The organism is Actinoallomurus bryophytorum (assembly GCF_006716425.1).
Taxonomy (GTDB): domain Bacteria; phylum Actinomycetota; class Actinomycetes; order Streptosporangiales; family Streptosporangiaceae; genus Actinoallomurus; species Actinoallomurus bryophytorum.
The window spans coordinates 406078-432271 of sequence record NZ_VFOZ01000002.1 but is presented as its reverse complement, the minus strand read 5'-3'; the positions used below and the strand labels follow the sequence as shown (position 1 = coordinate 432271).

Annotated in this window: 21 protein-coding genes; 8 read left to right on the top strand and 13 right to left on the bottom strand. The window is 68.8% G+C overall.

Annotation, left to right across the window (positions count from 1 at the left end; all coding sequences use genetic code 11):
- The first annotated feature begins 175 nt into the window (after positions 1-175).
- The 3 genes from FB559_RS38205 to FB559_RS38195 all read left to right on the top strand — a co-directional run bounded on the left by FB559_RS38205 (position 176) and on the right by FB559_RS38195 (position 7176).
- On the top strand, positions 176-2368 hold the full coding sequence (locus FB559_RS38205; RefSeq protein WP_221640638.1) for a discoidin domain-containing protein: 2193 nt from the start codon (positions 176-178) through the stop codon (positions 2366-2368).
- Positions 2369-2376: 8 nt separating this feature from the next.
- A complete protein-coding gene (locus FB559_RS38200; RefSeq protein WP_141962489.1) occupies positions 2377-5241 on the top strand; it encodes a glycosyl hydrolase family 95 catalytic domain-containing protein in 2865 nt (954 codons plus the stop codon).
- A gap of 162 nt (positions 5242-5403) precedes the next feature.
- Positions 5404-7176, top strand: coding sequence for a tannase/feruloyl esterase family alpha/beta hydrolase (locus FB559_RS38195; RefSeq protein ID WP_141962488.1), 1773 nt, complete (start codon positions 5404-5406; stop codon positions 7174-7176).
- An 18-nt stretch (positions 7177-7194) separates the two neighbouring features.
- On the opposite strand, the gene FB559_RS38190 is transcribed toward FB559_RS38195, so the two are convergent.
- Genes FB559_RS38190 through FB559_RS38180 form a run of 3 tightly spaced genes read right to left on the bottom strand, consistent with a single transcriptional unit; the run spans position 7195 to position 10752 of the window.
- Positions 7195-9360, bottom strand: a complete 2166-nt coding sequence (locus FB559_RS38190) for a xanthine dehydrogenase family protein molybdopterin-binding subunit (RefSeq protein WP_141962487.1) — start codon at positions 9358-9360, stop codon at positions 7195-7197.
- Positions 9360-10310, bottom strand: coding sequence for an FAD binding domain-containing protein (locus tag FB559_RS38185; protein WP_141962486.1), 951 nt, complete (start codon positions 10308-10310; stop codon positions 9360-9362). The genes FB559_RS38190 and FB559_RS38185 overlap by 1 nt, the downstream gene beginning before the upstream one ends.
- Positions 10297-10752: a (2Fe-2S)-binding protein gene (locus FB559_RS38180; RefSeq protein ID WP_221640637.1), complete on the bottom strand. Its 456-nt coding sequence runs from the start codon at positions 10750-10752 to the stop codon at positions 10297-10299. Before FB559_RS38180 ends, FB559_RS38185 begins: the two co-directional genes overlap by 14 nt.
- A gap of 265 nt (positions 10753-11017) precedes the next feature.
- On the opposite strand from FB559_RS38180, the gene FB559_RS38175 reads away from it, so the two are divergent.
- Complete coding sequence (locus FB559_RS38175; protein WP_141962484.1) at positions 11018-11590, top strand: TetR/AcrR family transcriptional regulator; 573 nt, start codon at positions 11018-11020, stop codon at positions 11588-11590.
- A 53-nt stretch (positions 11591-11643) separates the two neighbouring features.
- Here the strand turns inward: FB559_RS38175 and FB559_RS38170 are convergent, their stop codons facing one another.
- From FB559_RS38170 to FB559_RS38155, 4 genes are all read right to left on the bottom strand, one after another.
- Positions 11644-12690 carry a hypothetical protein gene (locus tag FB559_RS38170; protein WP_141962483.1) on the bottom strand — a complete coding sequence of 349 codons (1047 nt, stop codon included), beginning with the start codon at positions 12688-12690 and terminating at the stop codon, positions 11644-11646.
- A gap of 11 nt (positions 12691-12701) precedes the next feature.
- Entirely contained in the window at positions 12702-15032 is a 2331-nt protein-coding gene (locus tag FB559_RS38165; protein WP_221640636.1) for an ATP-binding protein, read from the bottom strand.
- Positions 15033-15412: 380 nt separating this feature from the next.
- Complete coding sequence (locus tag FB559_RS38160) at positions 15413-15610, bottom strand: DUF5999 family protein (protein WP_141962482.1); 198 nt, start codon at positions 15608-15610, stop codon at positions 15413-15415.
- Between the two features lie 174 nt (positions 15611-15784).
- Positions 15785-16309: a helix-turn-helix domain-containing protein gene (locus FB559_RS38155; RefSeq protein WP_141962481.1), complete on the bottom strand. Its 525-nt coding sequence runs from the start codon at positions 16307-16309 to the stop codon at positions 15785-15787.
- A 58-nt stretch (positions 16310-16367) separates the two neighbouring features.
- Between FB559_RS38155 and FB559_RS38150 the strand changes: the two genes are divergently transcribed.
- A complete protein-coding gene (locus tag FB559_RS38150) occupies positions 16368-17306 on the top strand; it encodes an alpha/beta hydrolase family protein (RefSeq protein ID WP_141962480.1) in 939 nt (312 codons plus the stop codon).
- Positions 17307-17426: 120 nt separating this feature from the next.
- Here FB559_RS38150 and FB559_RS38145 read toward each other — a convergent pair whose 3' ends face one another.
- A complete protein-coding gene (locus FB559_RS38145; RefSeq protein ID WP_141962479.1) occupies positions 17427-18269 on the bottom strand; it encodes an SAM-dependent methyltransferase in 843 nt (280 codons plus the stop codon).
- Positions 18270-18308: 39 nt separating this feature from the next.
- Here FB559_RS38145 and FB559_RS38140 point away from each other — a divergent pair, with 39 nt between their 5' ends.
- The 3 genes from FB559_RS38140 (at position 18309) to FB559_RS38130 (ending at position 20509) form a co-directional block, all read left to right on the top strand.
- Positions 18309-19091 carry an SUKH-4 family immunity protein gene (locus FB559_RS38140; RefSeq protein ID WP_141962478.1) on the top strand — a complete coding sequence of 261 codons (783 nt, stop codon included), beginning with the start codon at positions 18309-18311 and terminating at the stop codon, positions 19089-19091.
- Positions 19092-19157: 66 nt separating this feature from the next.
- A complete protein-coding gene (locus FB559_RS38135) occupies positions 19158-19622 on the top strand; it encodes a hypothetical protein (protein WP_141962477.1) in 465 nt (154 codons plus the stop codon).
- Positions 19607-20509 (top strand): MFS transporter permease, encoded by a 903-nt coding sequence (locus FB559_RS38130; RefSeq protein ID WP_141962476.1) that lies wholly within the window; start codon positions 19607-19609, stop codon positions 20507-20509. The genes FB559_RS38135 and FB559_RS38130 overlap by 16 nt, the downstream gene beginning before the upstream one ends.
- Before the next feature lie 563 nt (positions 20510-21072).
- On the opposite strand, the gene FB559_RS45050 is transcribed toward FB559_RS38130, so the two are convergent.
- From FB559_RS45050 to FB559_RS38105, 5 genes are all read right to left on the bottom strand, one after another.
- Entirely contained in the window at positions 21073-22212 is a 1140-nt protein-coding gene (locus FB559_RS45050) for an ice-binding family protein (RefSeq protein ID WP_221640635.1), read from the bottom strand.
- A 166-nt stretch (positions 22213-22378) separates the two neighbouring features.
- On the bottom strand, positions 22379-24121 hold the full coding sequence (locus FB559_RS38120) for an ABC transporter ATP-binding protein (protein WP_246122773.1): 1743 nt from the start codon (positions 24119-24121) through the stop codon (positions 22379-22381).
- A gap of 98 nt (positions 24122-24219) precedes the next feature.
- Positions 24220-24765, bottom strand: a complete 546-nt coding sequence (locus FB559_RS38115) for a thioredoxin domain-containing protein (protein ID WP_141962474.1) — start codon at positions 24763-24765, stop codon at positions 24220-24222.
- Between the two features lies 1 nt (position 24766).
- Complete coding sequence (locus tag FB559_RS38110) at positions 24767-25279, bottom strand: S26 family signal peptidase (protein WP_221640634.1); 513 nt, start codon at positions 25277-25279, stop codon at positions 24767-24769.
- A complete protein-coding gene (locus FB559_RS38105) occupies positions 25273-25821 on the bottom strand; it encodes a MauE/DoxX family redox-associated membrane protein (RefSeq protein ID WP_185792668.1) in 549 nt (182 codons plus the stop codon). Before FB559_RS38105 ends, FB559_RS38110 begins: the two co-directional genes overlap by 7 nt.
- Positions 25822-26194 lie beyond the last annotated feature (373 nt).

Genomic DNA, 26194 nt, shown 5'->3' with positions numbered 1-26194 from the left:
AGGGTTGACGCCCGGGAGCGAGGAGCTTACATTGACGGCCACACAGTCCAGCATAGATTAATAATTTAACTCAGCGAATCCACGGCTCAGGCTTGACCTGGACGGATCGGCGCTGTCCGGTCGGCTGCCTCCTGGAGGTCTCGCCACCATGAAGCCCGCCCTCAGACTGATCACGTTGGCGATCATCCCGCTCCTCGTCCTCGCCGGCGTGCCGGCGCTCGGTTCGGCCCTCGCCACACGCACCATCCATGTGGCGAAGAACGGCAACGACGCCAATGCCGGCACCCAGTCCGCGCCCTACCTGACCATCAACAAGGCGGCCCAGGTCGCGGAGCCCGGTGACACCGTGGTCGTGCACTCCGGGCTCTACCGCGAGACGGTCAAGCCCGCGCGCGGCGGCACGAGCGAGTCCACCCGCATCACCTACACCAACGCCGGTGACGGCGAAGTGACCATCAAGGGCTCCGAAGAGATCAACACCTGGGTCCGATCCAGCGGCAACGTCTGGAGCGTCACGCTGCCGGGCACCTTCTTCGGTGACTACAACCCCTATGCCACCGGCCAGCCGCAGGGCGGCGAGGGCGGGTTCTTTCCCGGGTACACCGCGGGCGACGTCTACCTGAGCGAGCAGGCGTACTACGAGAAGTCGTCGCTGACCGACGTGCAGGCGGGGCCGAACACCTGGTTCTCCCAGGTGTCCGGGAGCAGCACCACGATCTGGGCGAACTTCAACGGCGCCGACCCCAACGCCAAGCTCGCCGAGATCAACGTGCGCCGCCAGATCTTCGCGCCGGACGCGTGGGGCCTCGGATACATCACCGTGCGCGGCTTCACGATGAACCAGGCGGCCGGCACGTACTCCGACTTTCCCAGCAGCCCGTCGCGGCGCCAGGCCGGCGCGGTCTCCGTGAACGGCGGCCTGCGCTGGATCATCGAGAACAACATCATCCTCAACGCCCGTACGATCGCCGTCGACATCGGGCTCGGCTGCGACGAGTGGGCCGGCAACCGCCCCGGCACCACCCGGACGAACTTCCACGACACCGCCAAGTACGGCTCGCACATCGTGCGCGACAACTACATCGGCAAGGCCGGCCAGTCCGGCATCGCCGGGGTGTTCTCGTGGAACTCAGAGATTATGTACAACAGGATCGAGGACACCAACTACCGCAACGAGTTCAGCGGCGCGGAGACGGCCCCGATCAAGGTGCACTACATGAACGAGGGCCTGATCAAGGGCAACTACCTCAAGAACTCGAAGGGCACCAACTCGGCGGGCATCTGGACCGACTGGGGCAACCAGAACGTCCGGGTCACCGGCAACATCGTGCTGAACACGCCCTGGGGCTACTACGCGGAGGCCGTGTTCGGGCCGATCCTGGTGGACAACAACGTCTTCATCGGCGACGGCGACATCCGTACGCTGGACGCCACCGGCATCGTGTACGCGAACAACCTGTTCATCGACGACGGACAGATCCACACCGACGGCACCGGCCGGGACGCGTACTACTTCCAGCCCGGCACGATGAACGAGACGACCGCGCTCACCGCGCCGGAGAAGTTCTTCTGGTACAACAACCTGGTCCAGGGCTCGACCCTGCCGGACAGTACGACCGACCACACGCAGGTGAAGGAGGGCGACTTCACCAACGTCGTCTCCAACGTCCGCACCACGGCGACCGGCACCACGATGTCGCTGACCTTCGACCTGGGCGCCACCGGGATCTCCGGGCTCACCCCGGTGACCCAGGCTCGTGTGGGCGTCATGCCGAAGGCGAACCAGAGCATCGCCGCCGACGTGACGACCGACTTCTTCGGTGGCGCGATCAACACCTCGCACATGATGGCCGGGCCGTTCGCCGCCGCGAAGAACGGCACCAACACGTTCAACCTGTGGCCGCCGGCCGGCCAGACCGTGCCGGTCCCGCCCGCGCCCCCCGCGGACGTGCCGGTGAACCTGTCGCTCAACTCCTCGGCCAAGGCGGTCGCGTCCTATCAGGACGGGACGTACCTGGCGAGCAACGCGATCGACGGCAACTCGGCCACCCGCTGGTCGAGCGACCACAGCAACGACCCGAACGCGTGGATCTACGTCGACCTGGGCGCACGCTACAACGTCTCCTCGGTGAGCCTGTCCTGGGAAGCGGCGTTCGCCTCGGCGTACAAGCTCCAGGTCTCGGACAACGCGGCCAGCTGGACGGACGTCACGTCGGTCACGGCGGGCAAGGGGGCCGTCGAGTCGCTCTCGGTCGGCCGGGCGGCGCGCTACGTCCGCATGCAGGGCGTGACGCCGGCGACGCAGTGGGGTTATTCGCTTTATGAGTTCGAGGTGTACGGCACCCCGATCAGCGCCGGTACCGCTTAGGAGCGCTCATGTTCCCTCGAAGGCTGGCCGGCGTCGCCGCCGTCCTCCTGCTGACCTGGATGATCCAGCCCGCGGGCGCGGCGGCGGATCACGCCGCCGCCGCGGCCGCCGGCTCACCCACCACCGCCATCTCCACCACTTATCCGCAGTCCTACGCCGACTGGGCCAACGGCCTGCTGGCCGGCAACGGCAAGCAGGGCATCATCGTCTTCGGCAACCCTCGCAACGAAACGGTCGTCTTCAACGACAAGCGGTTCTTCATGGCCCGGACCGAGGCCCACCCGCACCGAACGTTCAACACGGTAAGCGCGGCCAACCTGCAGACGATCCAGAACGAGCTGGTCGCCGGGCAGTACCAGCAGGCCAACCAGCTCGCCGCCGACGTGCAGGGCTACCAGGGCGGCGGCGAAGGCAGCAAGCACCCCGGCTTCAAGATGACCATGACGATGCCGGACGCCGGTACGGTCACCAACTACTCCCGCTCCACCGACTATGCAAGCGGCGTGGTGTCGGTGAACTGGGCCGACAACAAGGGCACCTGGAAGCGCGACTCATTCGTCTCCCGAACCGACGGCGTCGCCGTGCAGTACATGCCCGCGCCGTCGGGACAGAAGCTGAACGTCACGCTCGGGCTGTCCATCGACCCGGGCATGAACCTCACCAGCAAAGGCATCACGTACACGAACACGTCGAACGTCAACTTCCTCGACCTGCGGGCCAAGTACCCGAACGGCAGCTACAACGCCGGCTACGAGGGCGTCACGCGGATCGTCACCGACGGCACCAAGACCATGGACGGCACCAACGTCGCGGTGTCCAACGCGAGCTATGTGACGCTGCTGTCGCTGACCCAGCGCTACAACGGCACGTACAACGGCGGGGTCACCGCCGAGACCGAGTGGAACAAGCAGCCGCTGCAGTCCAAGCTGTCGGGCATCACGTCGGACTACGCGACACTGCTCAGCCGGCACACCGCTGAGCACCGCGAGATCTTCGGCCGGGTGTCCATCGACTTCGGCGCGAGCGCCACCGACCGCGCCAAGTCCACCGAGCAGCTCTTCGCCGAGCAGAAGGCGTCCTCGGTGCCGGTCCCGGCGCTGTACGAGCGGATGTTCTACGCCGGCCGGTACCACCTGCTGGCCTCGAGTGACGAGACGTCGGCACCCGATCTGCTGGGCAACTGGACCGGCGACAGCAACGTCGGATGGGACGGCTACTACCACCTGGACGCCAACCTCAACCTGCAGATCTCCAGTGGGAACATCGGCAACATGCCGGAGGCGATGGCCGGCTACTTCTACCTGAACCAACAGTGGCAAAAAGACTTCCGCACCAACGCCGGCAAACTCCTCGGCACGCGGGGCATGCTCACCGGTGGCAACACGCCCAATGAGGAAGGCCTGATCTCGAACATCAACTTCGACTACCCCTACCAGTACGTCACCGGTGGGGAGTCATGGTTGCTGTACCCGTTCTGGGAGTACTACGAGATCTCCGGCGACACGACGTTCCTGGCGAACAAGTACTACCCGCTGATCCGCGACATGGGCGACTTCTACGAGGACTTCCTCAAGAAGAAGGACGCCAACGGCAACTACATCTTCGCCGGCTCGATCTCACCGGAGAACACGCCGCCCGGCGGGGTGCCACTGGCCGTCAACTCGGTGTACGACATCTCCGGTGCGCGGTTCGCCCTGTCGACGTTGATTCAGACGAGCAAGACGCTCGGCCGCGACGCGGACAAGATCCCGGTTTGGCAGGACCGGCTGGATCACCTGCCGCCGTACATCATCAACAACGACGGTGCCCTCGCCGAGTGGGCCTGGCCCGGCCTGGCAAACAAGAACAACTACCAGCACCGGCACAGCAGTGGCCTGATGCCGGTCTGGCCGTACCGGGAGATCACGCCGGAGACCAACCTCGCGCAGTACAACGCGGCCAAGGTCTTCCTGCAGAAGAAGGACACCGGCAACTACGAGAACGCCGGCCACGGTCTGCTGCACGGCGCGCTGATCGCGGCCGATCTGGGCGACGCCGGTTCGGTGAACGCGAAGCTGCTGCGCTTCGCCAAGGAGGACTACTACTACACCGGCATGGGCACGTCGCACTACAACAACCACAACGTGTTCGCCACCGACGTGGCCAACGGCGTGCCCACGGTGATGATGGAGATGCTGGCCGCCACCAAGCCGGGCACCCTCGAACTGCTGCCCGCACTTCCCCCCGGGCTCAAGAAGGGTGCCGTCTCCGGCCTGCTCGGCAAGAGCCGGTTCACCATCGACAACCTCACCTGGGACCTGGACGCGCACACCGCCAAGGTGACGCTCACCTCGAGCATCGACCAGAACCTGACGCTCATCCAGCGCGCCGGCATCTCGTCGATCACCAGCGGTGACGTCACGATCCAGAACTCGCCACTGGGCAACATCGCCCGCGTGCTGCCGCTGACCAAGGGCAAGGCGGTCACCGTCAACCTGACGTTCAGCGCGCCCCGGTCCAACCTGGCCCTCGGCAGGACGGCGGCCGCCTCGTCGTCGTCCAACGGCGACCAGGTCGCCTCGAAGGCGTTCGACGGTGACCTGGGCACCCGCTGGAGCGCCGACCAGGACCCGAACAACTGGATCCAGGTGGACCTCGGCAACACGTACGACCTGTCCGAGGTCGACCTTCACTGGGAGGCCTCGTTCGCCAAGGCGTACAAGCTCCAGGCCTCCACCGACGGTGCCAGCTGGCACGATCTGTACACCCGGACGAACTCGTCCGGCGGCAACGAGAAGATCCCGGTCAGCGGGTCGGCTCGCTATGTCCGAATGCAGGGCCAGCAGCTGTCCGGCCAGTGGGGCTACTCGCTCTATGAGATGGAGGTCTACTGACCGGCCTCCATCTCGATCGCACAGTGGCCGAGTCTCCGGCACCCGGTTCGGTATTGACACGTACTCGCGGCGCATTTAGCTTCCGGGTGCTCGTGTCGTGAGGTCGCAGGCGTCGCCGGGATCCCGCGTTCACGCGTACGTCGCGAAACGGGGAGGACACGCATGCGTGATCGTGTACGGGGCCGGACGCCGGGACGCACCGGCCGCATCGCTGGAGTCCGGGCGCTACCGGTCGTGCTCGCCGTCCTCGCCGTGCTCGTGATGGCCGGCGGCGGTCAGGCCGCGCCCCGTACGGCCGTGGCCGGGGCGTCCGCCGAGGCGCGCGGTTCGTCCGCCGGCCCTCCCGTGGTGCTGCCGAGGACCGACTGCGCGGCCCTCGCCGGGCAGGACCTGTCGGGTACGCCCGGCGCTCCGGCGGTCATCGGGTCCGCGGCCGCGACGACCTCGCCGGACGGCTCGGCGGCCTGCGAGGTCAAGGGAACCGTGGCGCCGCAGATCCAGTTCGACGTGTTCCTCCCCACCAAGACCTGGCGGCAGCGGTATCTGCAGATCGGGTGCGCGTCGTTCTGCGGGAACATCGACTTCTACGCCGACGCGACGGACGGGTGCGTGCCGCTGAACCGCGGCGACTTCGTCCTGGCCACCGACAACGAGGGGCACGTCGGCGTCTCCGGCTTCGACGCCACGTTCGGCGCCGACCCGCAGCTCCGGGTCGACTTCGGCTACCGGTCCGACCACGTCGTCGCGCTCGTCGCCAAGCGGCTCATCGCGCTCTACTACGGACAGGGCCCGCGTTACTCCTACTTCGACGGCTGCTCCCAGGGCGGCCACGAGGGGCTGACCGAGGCGCAGCGCTACCCGCATGACTTCGACGGCATCGTCGCCGGCGCCCCGGCGTCGTCGCTCACGTCGCTCATCGTGTGGTCCGCGGGCTGGCACGCCACGGCCAACACCGACGCGCGGGGCCGGCCCATCCTGACCGCCGCCAAGCTTCCCGCGCTGCACGCCGCCGTCCTGCGCGAGTGCGACGCGAAGGACGGCCTGGCCGACGGCCAGATCGACGACCCGCGTGCCTGCGCGTTCGATCCGAAGAGCCTGCGCTGCGCGGCGGGAACCGACAGCGCGAACTGCCTCACCGACGCGCAGATCGGTGCCGTACGCAAGCTGTACGCCGGGCCACGCGACGAGAAGGGCCGGCTGATGTACCCGGGGGGTGAGCCCGTGGGCTCGGAGGCGAACTGGGAACGCTGGGTCACCCCGACCGCGGCCGGCGCCCCGTCCGCGACCGAGGGCAACGCGACGAACGCGCTGAAGTACCTCGCCTACCCGTCCGCCCGGCCGTCGGCCACGCTGCACGACCTGCGCTACGACTCGGCGACCTTCCGCGAGATCTACCGGCGGGCCGGTATCTACGACGCGACCGACCCCGACCTGACGGCCTTCCGCGCCGCGGGCGGGAAGCTCCTCCTCTGGCACGGCTGGGCCGACCCGGCGATCTCGCCGTACGGGACGATCGCCTACTACCACGCCCTCACCGAGCGCATGGGCGGGACGGACGCCACACAGCGGTTCGCCCGCCTGTTCATGCTGCCGGGCGTCTCCCACTGCGGTGACGGTCAGGGACCGGACGCGATCGACGCGCTCACCCCCACGCTCGCCTGGGTCGAGAACGGCGTCGCACCCGACCGGCTCGTCGCCACGAAGCGCCAGGACGACACCGTCGTTCGGACCCGGCCGGTCTACCCCTATCCGACCGTCGCACGCTACGGCGGGAGCGGCAGCACCGACGACGCGGCGAACTTCGCGCCGGCACCGCCGCCCACGCGCTACGAGGACGACATCTCCTGGCTCGGATCGTTCCGCTCCGGCTACGAGCAGACCTGCGGCTGGCACGACGGCCGCTGGTCCTGCACCCTGGCGCGACGGCCGAGCTGAGCCCGGGCGGCCTGCCCGCTAGTCCAGGAGATCCTCGATCATGATGGGGATGTGCCGGACCCGGGTGCCGGTGGCGTTGTAGATGGCGTTGGCGACCGCCGCCGCCATGCCCACCATGCCGATCTCGCCGACGCCTCTGGCTCCGACGGAGTTGTGCAGGGTGTCCGGGTGCTCCACGAAGTGAACGTCGACGTCGGAGATGTCCGCGTTGACCGGGAGCAGGTAGCCCGCGAGGTCGGCGTTGGCGAACCGGCCGTTCTCCTCGACCTCCAGGCCCTCGTGCAGCGCGGCGGACACACCCCAGATCATGCCGCCGATGATCTGGCTGCGAGCCGTCTTGGCGTTGATGATCCGGCCGGCGTCGAAGACGCTGAGCATGCGGGAGACGCGGGCCTCGCGCGTCAACCTGTGCACCCGGACCTCGCAGAACTGGGCGCCGAAGGAGCTGAACGAGTGCTTCGTCATCTCCTCGCCGGGGGCCGACGAGCCGATCGCGTCGACCGACGGGCGGTTCACCGCGCGGAGGAGCTCGCCGAAGGTCATCGTCTGGCCGTCCGCCTGTACGCGGCCGTCGGCGTACGCGACATCCCTGCCCTCGAACGGCGCGCCCGGGGACGACGCCAGGGCCACCAGATCGTCGATCACCTGCGAGGCGGCGAGCATGATCGCCGAGCCCGCGCTGGCGGTGCCGGTCGAACCGCCGGACATCCCGCCCGGCGGCAAGGCGGAGTCGCCCAGCCGCGGTGTGATCCGGTCCTGCGGGATGTCCAGCGACTCGGCCCCCACCAGGGAGAGCACGGTCAGCAGGCCGGTGCCCGGATCCGCGCCGCTGGTCGCGACCTCGGCCGTGTCGTCGTCCCGCAGGGTGATCCTTACCGAGGCCGGGAAGCGCAGAGCGGGGAACATCGCGCTGGCCGTACCGAGGCCGACGAGCCAGTCGCCGTCCGCGCGACCATGGGGTGTGCGGTCCGCCCAGCCGAACCGCTCCGCGCCGATGCGAAAGCACTCGTCGAGATGCTTGCCCGACCAGGACAGATCCTTGCCCACCGGAGCGGTCGAGTCGTTCTTCATGCGCAGCTCGATCGGGTCCATGTTCAGCGCGACCGCCAGCTCGTCCATCGCGCTCTCCAGCGCGAACGATCCGGTGGCCTCGCCCGGTGCTCGCATGAACGTGACCGGCGGGAGGTGCAGCGGCACCATCTTCTGGCTGATGGCCAGGTTCTGGGTGGCGTAGTACTCCCTGGTGCTGTGCGCGGCCGGTTCGACGAACGACCGGTCCATCGGCGTACTGGACCACGCGTCGTGGCGGATCGCGACCAGCGAGCCGTCCGCGGCCGCGCCGAGAGCCACCTTCTGAACGGTCGCGGCGCGGCCCGCGGTGGCCGTGAAGACCTGTTCCCGGCTGAGTACGACCTTGACCGGCCGGTCGAGCGTCCGCGCCGCCGCCGCTGCCAGGAACGCGGCGGCGGACGTACGGGCCTTGCCGCCGAACGCCCCGCCCACGAACGGGTTGACCGACCGCACCGAGGACGGATCGGTGTCCAGCGCCTGGGCCAGCTCCGCCGCCTGGAGGTGGGCCCCCTGGTTTCCGCTGTAGACCGTCAGGCCGCCCGAGTCCCACACCGCGACGGCCGAGTGCGGCTCCATCGCGGCGTGGTTCTGGGTCGCGGTGGAGTACGTGGCCTCGACCATCACCGGGCTGGCCCGCAGGGCTTCCTCGATCGAGGAGACGCCGGGCGCGAGGATGTCGAAGGTCTGGGGTGATCCGTCGAATCCGGGCGGTGCGTCCTCGGCGGTCGCGAGGCCGTCCTCCAGCGAGGTCAGGGCCGGGCGTTCGTGGTAGGTGACCTCGACGGTCATCGCCGCGTCGCGGGCCTGCTCGTACGTCTCCGCCACGACGAGGCCGATGGGCTGGCCGTAGTACGTGATCTCCTTGTCCTGCAGGGGGACCCACGTCTCACCGAACTGGGTGTTCGGCGTTCGCAGGACCGGCGGGTCGAACGGCGAGTACACGTCGATCACCCCCGGCGCGCTCCTGACCGCCGTCACGTCGATGCCCTGGATCTCGCCGTGGGCGATCGTGCTGACCAGCACGTAGCCGTACGCCATGCCGGGGAAGTTGTTGTCCGCCCCGTACTTGGCCTGGCCGGTGACTTTCAGCGGGCCGTCCAGCCGACTGGTCATCAGCGACTCCCCTCGATCAGTGCGCGTACGACGGTTCGCTTCAGCAGTGACATCTTGAAGTCGTTACCGGACAGCGGCCTGGCTCCCTCGGTGGCGACGGACGCCGCGTCCTCGAAGGCCGCCTCCGTCGCGGGCGCGCCGCGCAGGGCCGCCTCGACCGCGGCCAGCCGCCACGGCATGGTCGCCACGCCGCCGACGGCCACCCGTGCGTCGACGACGCGCGAGTCCCGGATGTCCAGGGCGACCGCCGCGGAGCAGAGCGCGAACTCGTACGACTGCCGGTCGCGTACCTTCACGTAGGTGGAGCGCGCGGCCCAGTCCAGCCGCGGAACCACGATCTCGGTGATCAGTTCCCCGGGCCGCAGGTCGTTCTCCACCTCCGGCGTGTCGCCCGGCAGGCGGTAGAAGTCGGCGAGCCGGACCGTACGGGAGCCGGAGGAGTCGGCCAGCCGGACCTCCGCGTCCAGGGCGACGAGGGCGACGGCCAGGTCACTGGCGTGCGTCGCCACGCACGCGTCGCTCGTGCCGAGCAGGGCATGCGTCCGGTTGGACCCGGTGAGGGCCGAACAGCCGCTGCCAGGCTCGCGTTTGTTGCAGGGCGTGTTGACGTCGCGGAAGTAGCCGCAACGGGTGCGCTGAAGCAGGTTGCCTCCGATGCTGGCCATGTTGCGCAGCTGCTGGGAGGCGCTCAGCAGCAGCGCGCGGGAGATGGCCGGGTACACCCCGGGATGCCGGGCGACGTCGCTCATCCGCTCCAGCGCCCCGATCCGCAGGCCGTCACTGGTGTCGATGCCCCGCAACGGCAACGCGTTGATGTCCATGACGTGCCGCGGTGTCATGACGTTGAGCTTCATCAGGTCGACGAGCGTGGTGCCGCCGGCGAGGAAGGTCCCAGGAGAGGCGAGGGCGTCCTGTACGGTCGCGGGCGCGGTCAGCTCAAACGGTCGCATCGGCCCGCCTCGCCTGGTCGATGGCGGCCACGATGTTCGGGTACGCCGAGCAGCGGCAGATGTTGCCGGACATGAACTCCCGGACGTCCTCGACGTCCTGCTCGACCGCCGCGACCGCCGACATGATCTGGCCGGACGTGCAGAACCCGCACTGCAGGGCGTCCTGGTCGACGAACGCCTGCTGGACGGGGTGCAACCCGTCTTCCGAGGCGAGTCCGTCCACCGTCGTCACCGGCGCCCTCACCGTCGCGGCCAAGGTGAGACACGAGAGCACGGGTCTGCCGTCGACGTGCACGGTACAGGCGCCGCACTGACCGCGATCGCAGCCCTTCTTCGGGCCGATGATCCCGAGGCGCTCGCGCAAGGCGTCCAGTAGTGTCACGCCGGGATCGATACTCAGCTGTTCGGTACTGCCATTGATCTCGAGGGAGATATCCACCAAATCTCTTTCCCGCGAACCGCCCTTGGATGTTGGTCCGCCGCTCTGACGGTGAGTGTGATCACCGGCTGAGATGCGGCGGCGTCCACGTCAGGGGCTCGTCACCGAGCTGAACCGGATATCTATCCGGTATATGCTGTCGACGCTATCGGATTCTTATCCGCTTGGCAACGACGGGCTCACACCGCGTCCCCGCCGACCGGGCCGAGCCCGCAGGGTGCAGTACATTCGCCGGACGAATGCCGGACGTGTCAGGGGAGGGACGGCGATGACGACGGGAGCGGTCAATCCCCGGCGCGCCGACACACGGCACAATCACGAGCGCATTCTCGCGGCGGCGCTGGAGTCGCTGACCACGTCGGGCGAGCTCTCCTTCAACGCCATCGCGAAACGGGCCGAGGTGGGTGTCGGCACCGTGTACCGGCACTTCTCCACGCCGGAGGGGCTGATCCTGGCCGTCTACCGGCGCGAGGTCGAGCACATCGTCGACGTCGTGCCGACCTTGCTCGAGGCGAACACCCCCGAACAGGCCTTCCGCCTGTGGACCGTCCACCTGGCGCGCTACATGATGACCAAGCGAGGCCTGGCCGACGCCCTCCGCACCGCCACGACCTCCCAGGAGGAACTCTTCGCCAAGGCGTACGAGTCCATGGTCGGCGCGGTCTCCACACTGATCGAGGCCAATGTCCGCGCCGGATCGGTCCGCGCCGGCGTGGAACCTCGGACCGTCTTGCGCGCGCTGAGCGGCCTGCTGCAACTCAGCCCCAGCGAAGACTGGCAGAACCAGACGGAGAACCTCACCGACCTGCTCTGGAAAGGCATGCACGCCGGCCAGGGCTGAGGCGCGCCGCGGTACGGCGCCCGTACGGCTACGAAACCGGCCTGCCGGGGTGCTCACGGAGCGTCTTCGCAGAGCATCCGGGACAGTTCGGCGTTGGCCGCCGCGGCTTCGGGCGTGCGCCTGGCAAGGCCGCAGCCGGCGGCGATGTCGACGGGTTCGCCGTAGGCGGTCTCGGTGAGTTCGAGGGCGTGTCGTAGCCGGGCTGTGGTGCTGGTCTCCTGCACGAGGCCGGCGATGAAGCGGGTTCGCGGGTGGAGGTGGAGGTCGCGGAGGGGGGTGTAGTAGGCGGGTTCGGCAGGGACGGGGTCGGCACCGCCGGTGAGGGGAGCGTGCAGGTATTCCAGCGGCCGGCCGGGGGGCCACTGGCGGGCCAGTGCGTTGGCGATCTGTACGAGGGGGCGTGTGGTTCGCGGTTTTCCGAGGCTTTCGTGGTTGAGGTCGCCGAGGCACAGGTGCAGGCCGAAGCGGGTGCCGGTGAGGGTTTGCCGGATCAGTTTCGTCACGCCGCGTGCCAGCAGGACGGCCATGATGCCGCACAGCGGCCTGGGGGTTCGGCACATGACGATCAGCTCGGCGGGCATCTCGATCTGGAAGATGACGTCGTCGCCGGCTTCGGCGTGGACGTGTCGTATCTCGCGGGCGAGCACCTGGCGGAAGACCGCGCGGTGCCGGAGCGCTCCGAGCGGGCCGAAGGTGAACAGGGCCAGGTCCAGGTCGCCGGGGATGCCGACCTGGAAGGACAGGTCATCCCTTCGCGACTCGGCACGCAGCGCGCGGAACACGGGGAGCGCCGCGAGCGCGTCCGTATCGCGCCGGAAGTCCAGGTGGCCGGCGTCCAGCCGGTGCCCGCGGCGAACCCGGAAGCGGGGGATGTCCCGGTAGTTTGACCATTCGCCCTTGCTCACGAGCGTGAGGTCCGGGTGCTCGGCGAAGCCGTTCACCAGGTCGGCGATCCAGCGGCCCTGGTCACCGACCTCGCCGTCGGTGACGGACCGCACGTACGGGCCGCCCCAGCTGAGCATGGACCGCATCGCCTCTTCGGCGCCGTCCGCGGGGATGCTGCCGACGAAATGCAGTGACCTGGATGTTCGCGGTCGCATGGGCGAGAACCTCACCGCCTCGGGCGGCGGGCCATCCAGGCCGCGATCTGGGTACGCGAGGTGAAACCGAGCTTGGTCAGAATGTGTGCGACGTGGCCCTCGGCGGTGCGCTGGGCGATCACCAGGCCGGCAGCGATCTCCCGGTCGGTCATGCCCCGCGCGACCATCGCGGCGACCTCGCGTTCGCGCTTCGTCAACGCCTGGGCGGCGATCTCGGTCGACAGCACGCCAGGCTCCGGCCTTGGCGGCTCCTCACCCAGCGCGTAGGCGACCAACTCGCGCTGAGACATCCGGACGCCCTCCTCACGCGCTGCCCGATACTCCGCGTCGCCGAGCACTTCACGGCACTCGGCACGGCAGCGCTCGTGCGGAGCCAGGAGGCTCTCGAAGCTGAACAGCGGCCGGCCGATCAGCTCCCAGCCCGCGTCGGCCGCGCCGAGCAGCACGGCGGCCCGGCGGGACCGGCCGGTGGCATGCGCCACCCAGCCCAGCATCTCGACACAGCAAGGGATGCCGAGCCGGTCGCCGACATCCTGCCTGAGACGCAGAGACGCCCGTAGGTGGGCCGCCGACGCGTCCATCTCGCCGGTCATCCAGTACGCGCCGCCGAGGTTCCACTCCGCCCACGACCGTATCCAGCGTTCGTCCAGGGCCTCGCAGATCGACAGGCACTCGGTGAGCAGCGCGAACGCGGTGTCGTTGTCGCCCATCAGCACGGCCGGGCGGGCTCGCAGACTGAAGACCGCCAGCGCCGGTACCGTCCACCGCGGGGAGGTCCGATGCCGGGCCAGCGCCTCGTCCAGCATCGGGACCGCCAGGGCGAGATTCCCCGCGAACATCTCCGCCGTGGCGAGGAACTGCAGCGCATACGTCAGCTCGATCTCCTCGCCGAGCGTGGTCGCCTGGTCACGGGCCTCGCGCAGCATCGCGAGGCTGGCGGCGGCCTCTCCGCGAAGGGAGGCGATCCAGCCGTTGACCCACAGCGCGCGTACGCGCTCCCGGCTGGGCTCGGTGTCCAGCGCGAGCGCCCGCCCCAGCCAGTGCGCGCCGTCGCGGACGAGCCCGCAGCCGACCCAGTACGGCCACAGGGTCCCGGCCATTCGCAGCCCGGTGCGGACTTCGGAGGCCTGGCCGAGGCTGTAGTCCAGCGCCGCCCACAGATTGCCCCGTTCGGCCGCCAGCCGCCGGCCCCACTCACCCTGACGAGGCCCTGACCAGTCCGCCTCCGCCCGTACGGCCTCACGGAGATAGTGGTCACGGTGCGCGCGCCGTACGCGCGGGGCCTCACCGGTGGCGGCCAGCCGCTCGGATCCGAACTGCCGGATGATCTCCAGCATGCGGTACCGCGCCCGCGGGCCGTCCTCGGAACGGACCAGGATCGACCGGTCCACCAGGCTGCCCAGCCCATTGATCACATCCAGTTCGCCGCCGGCGCCGACCGCCTCGGCCGCCTCCAGGTCGAACTCCCCGGCGAACACCGAGAGCCGCGACCACAGCAGGCGTTCGGCTTCAGAGCACAGCCCGAAGCTCCACTCCACCGTGGCGCGCAGAGTATGGTGCCGCTCCGGCCTGCCGTACTCGGTGCGGCGCAACAGGCGGAACCGGTCCTCCAGCCGTGCCAGCAACTGCTCCGGTGAGAGCACGCGCATCCACGCGGCCGCGAGTTCGATCGCGAGCGGCAGCCCGTCGAGCCTCCGGCACACGGCCGAGACGATCGACGCGTTCGCGCTGTTCACGACGAAGCCCGGCGCGACCGCCGAGGCGCGATCCTGGAAGAGCCGCAGGGACGCGTACTCCTCCCTGGCGCCTGTCGCGACGGCGGCCTTGTCGTTCGGCACCGTCAGCGGCGCGACCGAGAGTGTCTGCCCGCCGCGAACCGTCAGCGGCTCACGGCTGGTCGCGAGGATTCGCAGACCGGGGGCCGCCGCAAGGATCTCCCGTGCCATGCGCGCGCAGGACGGGAGCAGATGCTCGCAGTTGTCGAGCACGAGCAGGAACTGTTTGTCGGCCAGGTAGTCGACGAGTACGGCAGTCGGCGTACGGCCGGACGCGTCCGGCAGCCGAATCGTCGCGGCCACCGCCGCGGGCACCAGCGACGGGTCCTCCAGGTCGGCCAGTTCGACCAGCCAGACGCCGTTACGGAACGAACGCCGGACCTGCCGCGCCACGTGGAGGGCCAGGCGGGTCTTGCCGACGCCCCCCACACCCGTCAGCGTCACCAGCCGCGACTCCGTCAGCAAGCGCCGCGCTTCGGCAGCCGCCTGCCGACGCCCCACGAAGGTGGTCAGATCCTCCGGCAGCCGTCCGATTTCGCGATCGCGCTCGTCCATCGTCGTCTTCATGAGCCTCCGGTCCAAGGGTAACGTCCCTGGTGAGAGGTCATCTGCCGCCTTCAGCCGCGGTGGGCCGGGGAGTTTCGCGCCCGCCGGCGCCCCGATGACGAGAGGTCGCTGCCGGAGCGCGCACGGCCCGTACCCCGATCGACCAGCCCGAGGTGGCCGCGCGCCCCCGTCTGTTCTGCTCGTCGCAACCCGGCGTCGGGACCGGGATCAATGCCCCGGCCCCGGCGCCGGGTTGGGCGGGGGAGTACGGAAGGGCCCTGGGGGTCAGGGTGTGTGCCTCGTGGTTGGGGGCCGTGAGGCGAAGCCCTCCGTTATGAACGCTCGGTGCGGAGTGCGGTGTGGCCGTCGGGGCGGCCCCGTACCGAGCGCCGAACCGTGCCTTATGCGGCCGCCGGCTCGAACATGGCCTTGTGGATGGGGATGCTGCACCCGTTGGGGAGCAACTCGCCGGTGTCGTCGAAGATGATCACACCGTTGCACAGCAGCCCCCACCCCTGTTCTGGGTGGTAGGCGATCATACGAGACGCGCCATGATCAGCAGCCTCGGCCGCCGGGCATGGTGGCTGATGCTTGCACATCGGACTCTCGCCCCCTCTTCCGTTGTGCGAGGAGTCCTTCCACTCATCACTTTGCACGCGGAGCCGCCACCGCGAATCCGGAGAACTACCTAAAGGGGTACCTGGTCCTGCCGTCTGGTCGCGGGCTGGGGCCAGGGGATGCTCACAATCCTGCTCTGACCTGCCCGAACGGAGTCACTCCGCGGGCATGGCCACCAGGCTGATCATGCGGCGGGTGGTGTTCGGGCCGGGATCGCGGCCCATCCGGGCGGTGACGGCCGCGCGTATCTCGACCAGTAGTTCGGCCATCTCGGTGTCGGTCAGCCACAGCGCGACCTGCTGGTAGGTCACGCCGTCGGCAGTGGGGTCGGCCGGTTCGCAGGCGAGGTACTGATCGAAGTCGGCCAGTAGCCCGCCGATGAACGCGGTGAACGTCCTGCGGTGATCGTCGGTGGTCATGGTGGCCCGGTCGGCCGGGTCGATCTCGGCGCGGTCCCAGCAGACCCGGTAGGTGCGCTCGACCGTGCCGCGTATCCGCTTCTCGCCGAGTACGTCGAGCACGCCTGCGGCCGCGAGCGCCGCGACGTGCCGGTACATGGTCGCGGGTGGGATGTCGGGCAGCCGCTCGCGCAGCTGCGCGGTCGTGGCCGGGCGACCGTCCAGGAGCGTCCGCAGGATGCGCAGCCGGACGGGGTGCAGCAGCAGGTCGAGAGTGGCCATGGACCCATCATTACCCCTTATGGTATTAATATCAAAACTGATAACAATAGAGGTGGACATGACGAACCCCGGCACGACGGCGGCAACAGGCCTGGCGCGAGAGATCCAGCTGGCAGTCCCGGCCGCCGACGGCCTCGCCCTCGCGAGCACGCTCACTTTGCCCGCCGGCCCCGGCCCGCACCCGGCCGTGCTCTGCCTGCCCGGCTCCGGAAAGATCGACCGCGAGTCCAACGCCAGGCACGTACGCATGGACCTCGGCCGCCCGCTGGCCACCGCCCTGGCCCGGCACGGCATCGCCTCGCTCCGCTACGACCGCCGCGGCGTCGGTGCCACCCCGGGCGACTGGCACGCCGTCGGCTTCCTGGACAACCGGGCCGACGCCGCGGCCGCTCTGCGTGCCCTGCGCGACCATCCGGAGATCCACCCGCGTGCCGTCGGCGTGCTTGGTCACAGCGAAGGCGCGGTGCACGCGATGTGGCTGGCCGCCCACGCCCAGCCGGCCGCCGCGGTCCTGCTCGCCGGTTACGCCCGCCCCGGTGACCAGGCCGTACGCTGGCAGGGCGCCCGGCTCGCCGACACGCTGCCACGTCCGATCCGCCCCCTCCTGCCCTTCCTGCGCCGCGTCGGCAACCGGCAGCTGACCCGGCTGGCCGCCACCACCACCGACAGCGCCCGCTTCGGCGCCATACGGGTCAACGCCCGGTGGTGGCGCGAGCAACTGGCCTATGACCCCCGGCCGGACCTGGCCCGCATCGCGGTTCCCGTCCTGGCGATCACCGGCGACAAGGACGTCCAAGTCGACCCGGGCGACCTGGACGTGATCGCGCGCCTGGTGCCGGGTGGGGCCGAGACCCAGCGGATTCCCGGCCTGACCCACGTCCTGCGTCGCACCGGCGGCCGGGCATCCGTGCTCTCCTACCGCCGGCTGCTCCGCGACCCCGTGGACGACGATCTGCTCACCGCCGTCGCCCACTGGCTGGCCGGCCGACTTCGGTGACCGGCCGCGCGCTGCGGTACGAAGCCGCGCCACGCCAGGGCGGTCTGCCGGGGACCGTCTGGTGATCTGAATGCCGGCCCCGGGAGGTCGGCCGGCGCCGGGCCCCGGTATGCCCGCCGGTCAGGGCTTGCGGGCGACTCCACCCAGGAACGCGTAGTGGAGGGGTGCGAGCTCGGCAGCGGTCCGCACATGCGGCGCCGCCGACGGGGACGGGCGCCACTGCAGGAGCGGCACCAGGCCGGGTTCGATCGGCTCCAGGCCGCCGAAGTAGGCGAGGATCTCCTCGCGTGTCCGCCAGCGCCCGGTGCCGAGCCGCTCGTTGAACAGCTTCTCGCCCGCGGTGACCTGCTCGGCGACCGCCGGCAGCGCGGGGCCGGGATTGTGAAAGTGGGAGATGGCGATGTAGCTGCCGGCGGGGAGCCCGGCCAGGAGCCGGGTGGCGATGCCGCGCGGATCCTCCTCGTCTTTCAGATGATGCAGGATCGCGAAGAGCAGCAGGCCGACCGGCCGGCTGAAATCGATGAACTGCCGGAGCCCGGCGTGGTCGAGGAGCGCTTTCGGTTCGCGGATGTCGCCCTGCACGATGGTCGTGGCCCCGTCTTCGGCGAGCAGGGCCTGGCCATGCGTAAGGACGATCGGGTCGTTGTCGACGTACACCACGCGCGCCGCCGGATCGACGCCCTGGGCGATCTGGTGCACGTTGCCTTGCGTGGGCAGGCCCGACCCCAGGTCGATGAACTGCCGGACGCCGGCCTCGCCGGCGAGGTAGCGCACGACGCGCTCGAGGAACTCCCGGTTGGCGCGGCCCGTTGCCGGCGCGTCCGGGGAGATCTCCAGAATCAGCTCGGCCACCTGCCGGTCGACGGCGAAGTTGTCCTTGCCGCCGAGCAGATAGTCATAAACGCGAGCCACGCTGGGCACGTTCGTATCGACGCCCTGCAGCGCCCGCTCCCTGTCGGTCACGGCGGTCCTCTCGCGTGTCACCACGAGCGACCCAATCTAATGGCCTGGCGTCCGGAAAATCCGCGCGATACGACAATCCGCCGCCAGGTCGCGAGAGTGCGGTATTCGTGTGTGGAACTTCCTCCGAGAACCAGCGATTGGGCGCGAATGTCGATTGAAGAACGTCTACAGGCGGTGATGGTGGCGCCGTTGGAGCGCATCGTCGCACCCGATCAGCGGAAACGGCCTCCCGCCGCGGCGGTGGAACGCTGGGAGATACCGGAAAAGGACCGGCTCGCCCTCGCGGAATGGGGCCTGCCGACGGACCTGATCATGAAGCCGGAGTTTCAGCACGCGACCGAGCCGCTCCTGGTTCCGAACGTGGCAGCGGAGCAGGAGCGCCGCCTGATCGCCGCCGATCAGCGGTTGTACCACCTCGGGTGGTGGGGGAGTCACGATCTGACCCCGAAGATGGGGGCGGTCGCCGGCGACGGGCGGGTGCTGGGCATCCGAGACGCCCCGGTGACGGCCGCCGACCTCCATCCCGATCTGCGCGAGGTCTACGCGGACCTGTACCAGCCGGCGGTCATGTTCCTCAACTCCTCGATGGCGCAACTCGTCGAACTGGCGTGGCGGTGGCGATCCGCGGTCGCGATCTTCAGGGATCTTCACCTCCAGGAGCCCCATCACTCACGGCCGGAGGAAGAGCAGCATGCCCACTTCGCCCGGATCAAGGCGTGTGAGCGGGTCGTACTGGCGGAGGTGGCGGCGATCGACCCGGCGATCGATGCCGATGATCCCGATGCGCTCTGGGTGGAGGTCATCACCGATCCCGGTTGCTGACCACGCGGCTCCTGTCCTCTTGAGGCCGGGTTGTTCGGCCCCGTCATGTTCCTCATCGGCGTCCACATGATCAAATGGGCTCTGATGAGCATCCAGCGGCTGCGCCCCAGGGCACGCGCGATCCGGATACTGGTGACGGCGGTCTGCCTGACACTGCTGCTGGCCGGTACGGCATTCGGTGACGATGACGCGTTCCCCTTCGGACCCTTCCGGATGTACTCGACGAGCACGCCACCGAACGGCAATGTCAACGTCATGGCTCTCGACGCACGCATGCCGGACGGGACCTGGAAGCGGGTGAGGCTGGACGCCGGCGAGGTGGGCATCACCCGTGCCGAGGCGGAGGGGCAAGGGACCCGGTTCAAGGTCGATCCCGGGCTGCTGGAACGGCTGGTCGAAGCACACGACCGGCTGAAACCCCGGGAGCCGCGCTGGACGGGCGTCAGGCTGATCCAGCAGTACTACATGCTCCGGCACCGCTTGTACGTCGGAACCCGGGAGTTCACGATCGCTCAGTGGACGCGCTCGTGAAACCCGGCGTGGCGTTCGCGTCGTGGTGGTTCGCCCCTGTGCCGAAGGCGCGGATCGCGGTCTTCCGCGCGGCGGCATACCTCTTCGTCCCGCTCGACGTGCTGCTACTGCACCCGGTGAGCAGCGAACACGCCAGTGCCGCGTCGCTGTACCAGCCGCTGATCGTCGGCAAGCTGCTGCACCTGCCGCATCCGGCCGCCGCGCTGATCGAGGTGGTGCGCTGGTCGCTGCTCATCCTGTCGCCGGTGGCGGCGACCGGCCGGCTGCCACGTCTGCTCGGCGGGACGATCGCGGTGCTCTATTTCGAGTGGATCGTCATCGCCTTCTCGTTCGGCAAGGTCGATCACGACCGCTTCGCCTACCTGGTCGCCCTGGCCGTCCTGCCCACGGTCGGCAGGGCGGCGTTCCGCGATCGAACGCCGTCGGAGTCCGCGGGCTGGGCCATGCGCTGCGTACAGCTCGCGGTGGTCGCCACGTACTTCCTCGCCGCGTGGGCCAAGGTCCGGTTCGGCGGCTGGGGGTGGGTGAACAGTGCCACGCTCGTCCGCGCGGTGCTACGACGTGGCACGTTCATCGCGGATCCGCTGCTCCACCATGCCGAGCTGCTGCACTGGGCGCAGTGGGGCATCATGGCGATGGAATTCTCCTCGCCGGTGATTCTTTTCGTGAAGCCCCGGTATCGGCACCTGCTGGTGGCCGCCTTCGTCCTCTTCCACCTGTCCGTGTTCGCCATGATCACCATCATGTTCTGGCCGCATGTGCTCTGCCTGATCTTCTGCTTCCTGCCGACCGAGCGTCTGGTCGCCGGCGGTCGGGCCGAGGCGTCGTCCGAGGAGGACCCGCCGCCGGCGCAGGCCGAACCCGCCGTGACCTCGTCCGGCCAGTGACGATCCAGCCGCGCCCGTGCCGTCTCGTACGGCCCTGCCACCAGAGCGAGAAGAAGCTGCGCAGCGGGTGGGGATGGTAGGAGTCGAACAGCGCGAAGTTGATGAAGGGGGTGGAGGCCACGCCGAGCAGGGCGAAGGTGTGGTTGAGCTCGGTCATCGTTCGCACGTAACGGTGGTCGCCATCGGCCGCGTCCGGGGATCTCTCGGAGACGGGCCGGCCGGCCGGAGGTTCGCGTCGCGGGAGCAGCCTGCCGGCCAGTGCCGCGACGCCGGTGAGGACCGTACCCGCGATGAGCACGTCTTTGGCGGTCACCATGACCTTCGCGTCCTTGTCGAGGGCGGCCGTACAGAGTGCGTCGCTTGCTGACTTCTCAACATAGGGCGTCCTCGTCGGCTGGCCCGGTCGGCGAGGACGCCGTCCGTTCGGTCACGGCGGTGTCGTCCGAATGGCGCGAACCGGACCGGCCGGGGATGAGCCGAACATCGGGATCTCGACGTCATTGGTGGGTTGAGAGGAGGGAGGTAGCTCTCCCCGCCTGCGGCGTGTAACTCAGCCGCCATGGTCACGCCACGGAATGTGTGACGGTCCCGGTGTAGGTGCCTCCCGGCGCGGTGAAGGGGATCGCGATGCTCAGGGTCGGGTTCCAGGTGAGGTGGTTGGTGCCGGTCCCGGCCGTGTGGGAGTAGGCGGTTCTCGGGGTCGAGCTCAGGGTGCCGGTTGTTCCCGGGGTGAACAGCCCGTCGCCGGTGCCGCTGATCGGTGCTCCGGGCCTGTAGGTCATGGCGCTGGGCGGGATGTGGGGTGCTCCCGGTTCGGTGAAGTCCGTGGAGGTAACGGTGGCGATCCAGTCGGACGGGCCGGTGCCGCGTGTGTCGTCCACGGTCACCTCGCCAAGCGTGTTGGTGATCGTGGTGTCGGCCGTGCCGGAGCCGAGGCTTCTCGCGCTCGGTGTCGAGATCGACAGGGACCCGGGCTCGCAGGTGGTGCCGTCGATGGCGTTGGTGTCGAGGGTGACCGCTCCGTTGTGGGCCAGCGTACGGCCGGTGATGCTCACGCCGGTGGTGACGGTGATCGAGGTCAGGGCCAGGATGGTGCCCTTGAAGGTGGAGCCGGTACCCAATGTCGCGGAGCTGCCCACCTGCCAGAACACGTTGCATGCCTGGGCGCCGTTGGTGAGGTTCACCGTGCTGGCGGTCGCCGTGGTGAGGGTGGAGCCCATCTGGATGATGAACACGGCGTTGGGATCGCCCTGGCCGTTGAGGGTGAGCGTCCCGGTGATTCCCAGGGACGAGGTGGAGCCGTACACGCCGGGTGTGAGTGTCGTCCCGCCGATGTCCCCTGCGAGGGTGGTGGTGGGGGTACGCCCGGCGGCGTCGTTGTAGGCGGCGATCTGGTCCGCTTGGGCCTGGGCGGCTGTGGCGTCGGCGGCGTGGATCGTGCCGCCCACCGCGCCGGGGGGGAACCCGGTCACCGAGGTGCCCGGGCTCAGGCCGAGGTTCGTGGAGATGACGGTGGGCCCGGTGTTGGTGACCGTCGAGGCGCCCAGAACCGAGAAGTCGGCGGCCGTTCCGAGTGCCACCGGAGCCGTCGCCGCGCTCGACGGCGGGACGGCGAAGGCGGGTATGAACGCCAGCGTCATCCCGACCGCGAGTAATGCGGATCCGGCCGATCCGCGGAAGGCTCGAACGACATTGGCCGCCATTTCCGGACGTCTCCTTTGCCGGAACATCTCCCCTGGTCAAGAGCTCATGGAGCCTGCTGATCGTACTGTGTCCAATCGGCGTACCACGGGATGACATCGACGATTGGCGAGTCGGACGGCGTCTCCGGAGAGCTCGCGTGCCGCCGACCGCCTGCGGGTGCGTCACCTACGTATGGCGACTCTCCTGGTAGCCGCTGGCCTGGAGGGTGAACAGGCGGGCGTATATGCCGCTTTTGCCAAGGAGGGTCTCGTGGGTACCTTCCTCGGTAATACGGCCCTCCGCCAGCACGATGATCCGGTCCGCGTCATTGACGGCGTTGAGCCGATGGGAAATCAGCAGGCTGGTCCGGCCCGCCCGGTAACGCTTGAGTCGCGTGTGGAGGTCATGTTCGGCTTCGGCGTCCAACCCCGAGCTGGGCTCATCGAGGATCAGCAGGTCAGGCTCCGTACGCAGGAATGCCCTCGCCAGGGCCAGGCGCTGCCACTGTCCGCCCGAGAGCAGAGCGCCAGTCGGGGAGTCGCCCTGGGTCCGGCTGGGGAAGATCCTGCTCAGCATGGTGTCGTAACCCCGCGGCAGGCCTGACAGTACGTGGTCGATGCCTGCTTCCCGGGCCGCGGCCCCCAGTCGTGGCCGGTCTCCAAGTGCCTGTATATCGCCGATGGCGATGTTCTCTGCCGCGGTAAGGTCGTAATGCATGTAATCCTGGAAAACGGCACCGAGTCGGCGGCGTACCTCTTCCACGGGGACCCGGCGTATGTCGATGCCGTCCCACAGAATCGAGCCTCTGGTCGGGTCATAGAATCGGCAGAGCAGCTTGACGAGAGTGCTCTTGCCCGCCCCATTGCGCCCGATGAGGGCGACGGTCTCTCCGTGCGGGACGTACAGGTTCACACCGCACAATACCCAGGAATGGTCGTGGTCATAGCGGAACCATACGTCCCGGAACTCGATGCCTTTACGCAGATCGGGAAGGGCGGTGAGTCGACTGTCCTCTGCTGGAGGCGTCAGGTCGGGTCCTTCATGCATTATCGCCAGATAATGCCGCATCATCAGTAGCTCTTGGTGGCCTTCGGCTATGGATTGAACCAGACCGGACAACGCGCCCTGGACGCCGACGACGGCGGCCACGAACATTGACACGTCACCGATCGTCAGCGCGCCACGCCGCGCCGCGAGCGCGGCCCAGACCAGGCCCGCGCCGGAGAGGAGTGCGCTGAGCAGCGCGAGGACGCCCTGACTCACGACCTCGCGCCGATCCACCTTTTGGCGCTCGGCATCGGCGTCGCGCCGCTCGGCAAGCATCCGTTCTTTCAGAAAACCACCGGCAGCGAACAGTCGGATCTCCTTGGCCGCGTCCAGGCTGGAGACCAGCATCTGGTAGAAGTACTCCCGCCGTTGCGCCGAGCTGATGCGCCAAGCGCTCGCGGCCCTCCGGTGCGACAGCTTCAGCTCCGCCACGAGCGCCGGCGTGGCCGAGACCAGGACGAGCACGGTCATCGCCGGGCTCACCACGAAGAGGGCGACGCTGAAGCCGATGCTCGTGAGCGCACCACCGGCGATCCGCATTCCGCCGTCGACGACACGTCCGATGGTCCGGCTGCCGGCGGTCTGTGCCATCTGCAATCGGTCCTGGAAAACTGGGTCTTCGAACCGGGCCAGCCCGCTGAAGGAATTGACCACCGTGTAGAGCCGGTCCACGGCGAGTGCTCCCGCCGCCCTGTTCAGACGGCTGCTGAAGTACTGGTTGAGGTGCGGCAGGAGGGCTGCTCCCAGGCCGAGGGCCGCCAGGCCCACGGCGAGCCCGAGCAGTGCGGCGCCGTTTGCCCCGGCGAGACGGTCCAGGACGAGCCTCGTCAGCCAGGCCAGTGCGACAGGTACGCCCGCTGTGACCACTGCGATGGTGATCACTGCGACCGTACTCCCGGGCGCTCCCCGCCAGGCGAGGGCGGTGGCTCCGCGTACGGCGGCGAGCGCGGCCCTCCAGGTCAGTCTGTCGCCCGAACCGGTCATGCACCCACCTCTGCCGTCTTCATCCCGCGAGGCAGAGCACGGCCGCTGCTCACGACGCGTCCCTCGGCGCCCATCTCGACGTAGGCAGGAAGGCCACGGACGGCGAACGCCTGCGTCACCTCATGGCCGAGGGACGTGACGACCACCCTGGCCACCGGCGACAACCGATCGATGTACTCGCCCGGATCGGTGTCCTTCTCGTCGTCCCGTACGACGACCGCCAGGACGCGGCCCGGACCGTGCTCGCGAGCCCGCTCGACGACCAACGGGAGGATCTCTCCACATGCCGGGCACCCAGGGGACAGGAACGTCACTATGAGTCCCTCGGCCAGGCCGTCTTGAGTGAGTTCCCTGCCCTCCGTATCGGTCGTGGTGAAGCGGCCGACGACCGCGCCGGTGGCGAGAACCGACTCGGGGATCGGCTCGCCGGCGCTCGGGTCGACGGGGCGTTGACGCAGCCGCCGGATGAGCCCGAACGTCAGCAGCAGATCGAAGATGCAAACCAGCCCTACAAGGAGAAGGCCGGCGGTCAGATACGCCATGTCATGTCTCTTTCTGGAGCGATCCGGTGGTCGCGAACTGATGAGAGCCGGCAGGACGCGGAACGGCACGTGGCAGCTCGCGGACGACGACACCGAGGATCTGCTCCTCGTGGAAGTAGCCGCAGAACCGCGAGTCCAGGCTCTCTTCCGGGTTGTCGCCGAGTAGCACGATCCGGCCGTCCGGCACCTGGTTCCCGAGGATGTCCCGCAGCGCCGGCCCGCGATCGCGGGGCACTGGGTCTCCCGGTACCGCGGCCGCACGCTTGATCAGCCAGGTTGGGAGGCTCATGGCGTCCCAGTGCCCGCCTTCCGGCGGTGCGGCCACGACGAGTCGGCCGACGCCGATCCCGGCAAGATCGGTCCGGCGGACCAGCACTCGGTCGCCATCGGTGAGAGCAGGCGTCATGCTGGCACCCTCGACCGTCACGACGAGGTACCGGCGGCGGGCCAAGGTGATGATCACGAGGCAGGCCAGCGCAGGCGGCATGGCGCCCAACAGCATGTAGATCACCATTGAGATCCCTTCGCGCCGGCCGGTGGGAACAGACCCGCCAGGTCGTCGAGAGTCACGGTGAACAAGGTGAGGATCACCGCAACACCCGCGGCCAGCAGCAGCCCGGGGGGTGAGGCAGTACCGCCGTCCGCGGTGCCGAGCCGGGCGGCCAGCCCGACCAGGGCCACGGTCAGCAAGGCCACATTGCGTACGACGTGCCGGGGCGCGACCGGATCACTGCCTCCACCGAAGCAGTGGCACAACGTGCTCGCCTTTCTGCGCAGGACCCCGACGAGTCCGCCGGTGAACGCCAGAAGCAACATCGCGGCCAGTGCGAAGCCCATGGTCACGGCCCCGGGGACTGCGAGTGCGACGACCACCACGGTCTCGGCCGTGACCACCAGGACAGCGGTGGTCATCGACCTGCCCCGCAATAACGGGGCGAGTTGCCCTATCGCGTCGTGAAAGGACGTGAACGCCGAGGCGCCCCTCAGCTTGCTGACCACAGAACACAAAAAGACAAGGCCGAGGAATATTCGGCCGCTATCGATAACGTAAATCACCGAACCTGAACCTCCCAGACGGCGCGATGTCCGTACGCAGGGGATGCCCAGGCTTCGCCCCGGCCCGGAGCCCACCGGGGCGAAGCTGGGAAGCGTGTTCTGATCCGTGTCCAGCCCGGTCGTCGCCGTACTGGACACGGATCACGTGCTGCACTAATTCGTCAGCAGCCGCACCAGAGAACCCTCTGCCGGTCGTTGCACGGGTCGAGATCCATCATTGTGGTCTTCTGGCCGAGGCAACTCCGTACCTGGCACTCGCGCTGCCAACAGTTGATGGCCGAAGCGGTCGCCTTTGGCGCGACCTTCTCGAGAACACGTTCGGAGATCACCTGGAGCCGGATACGCATGGACTCTCCTTCGAGCGTTTTTGCCG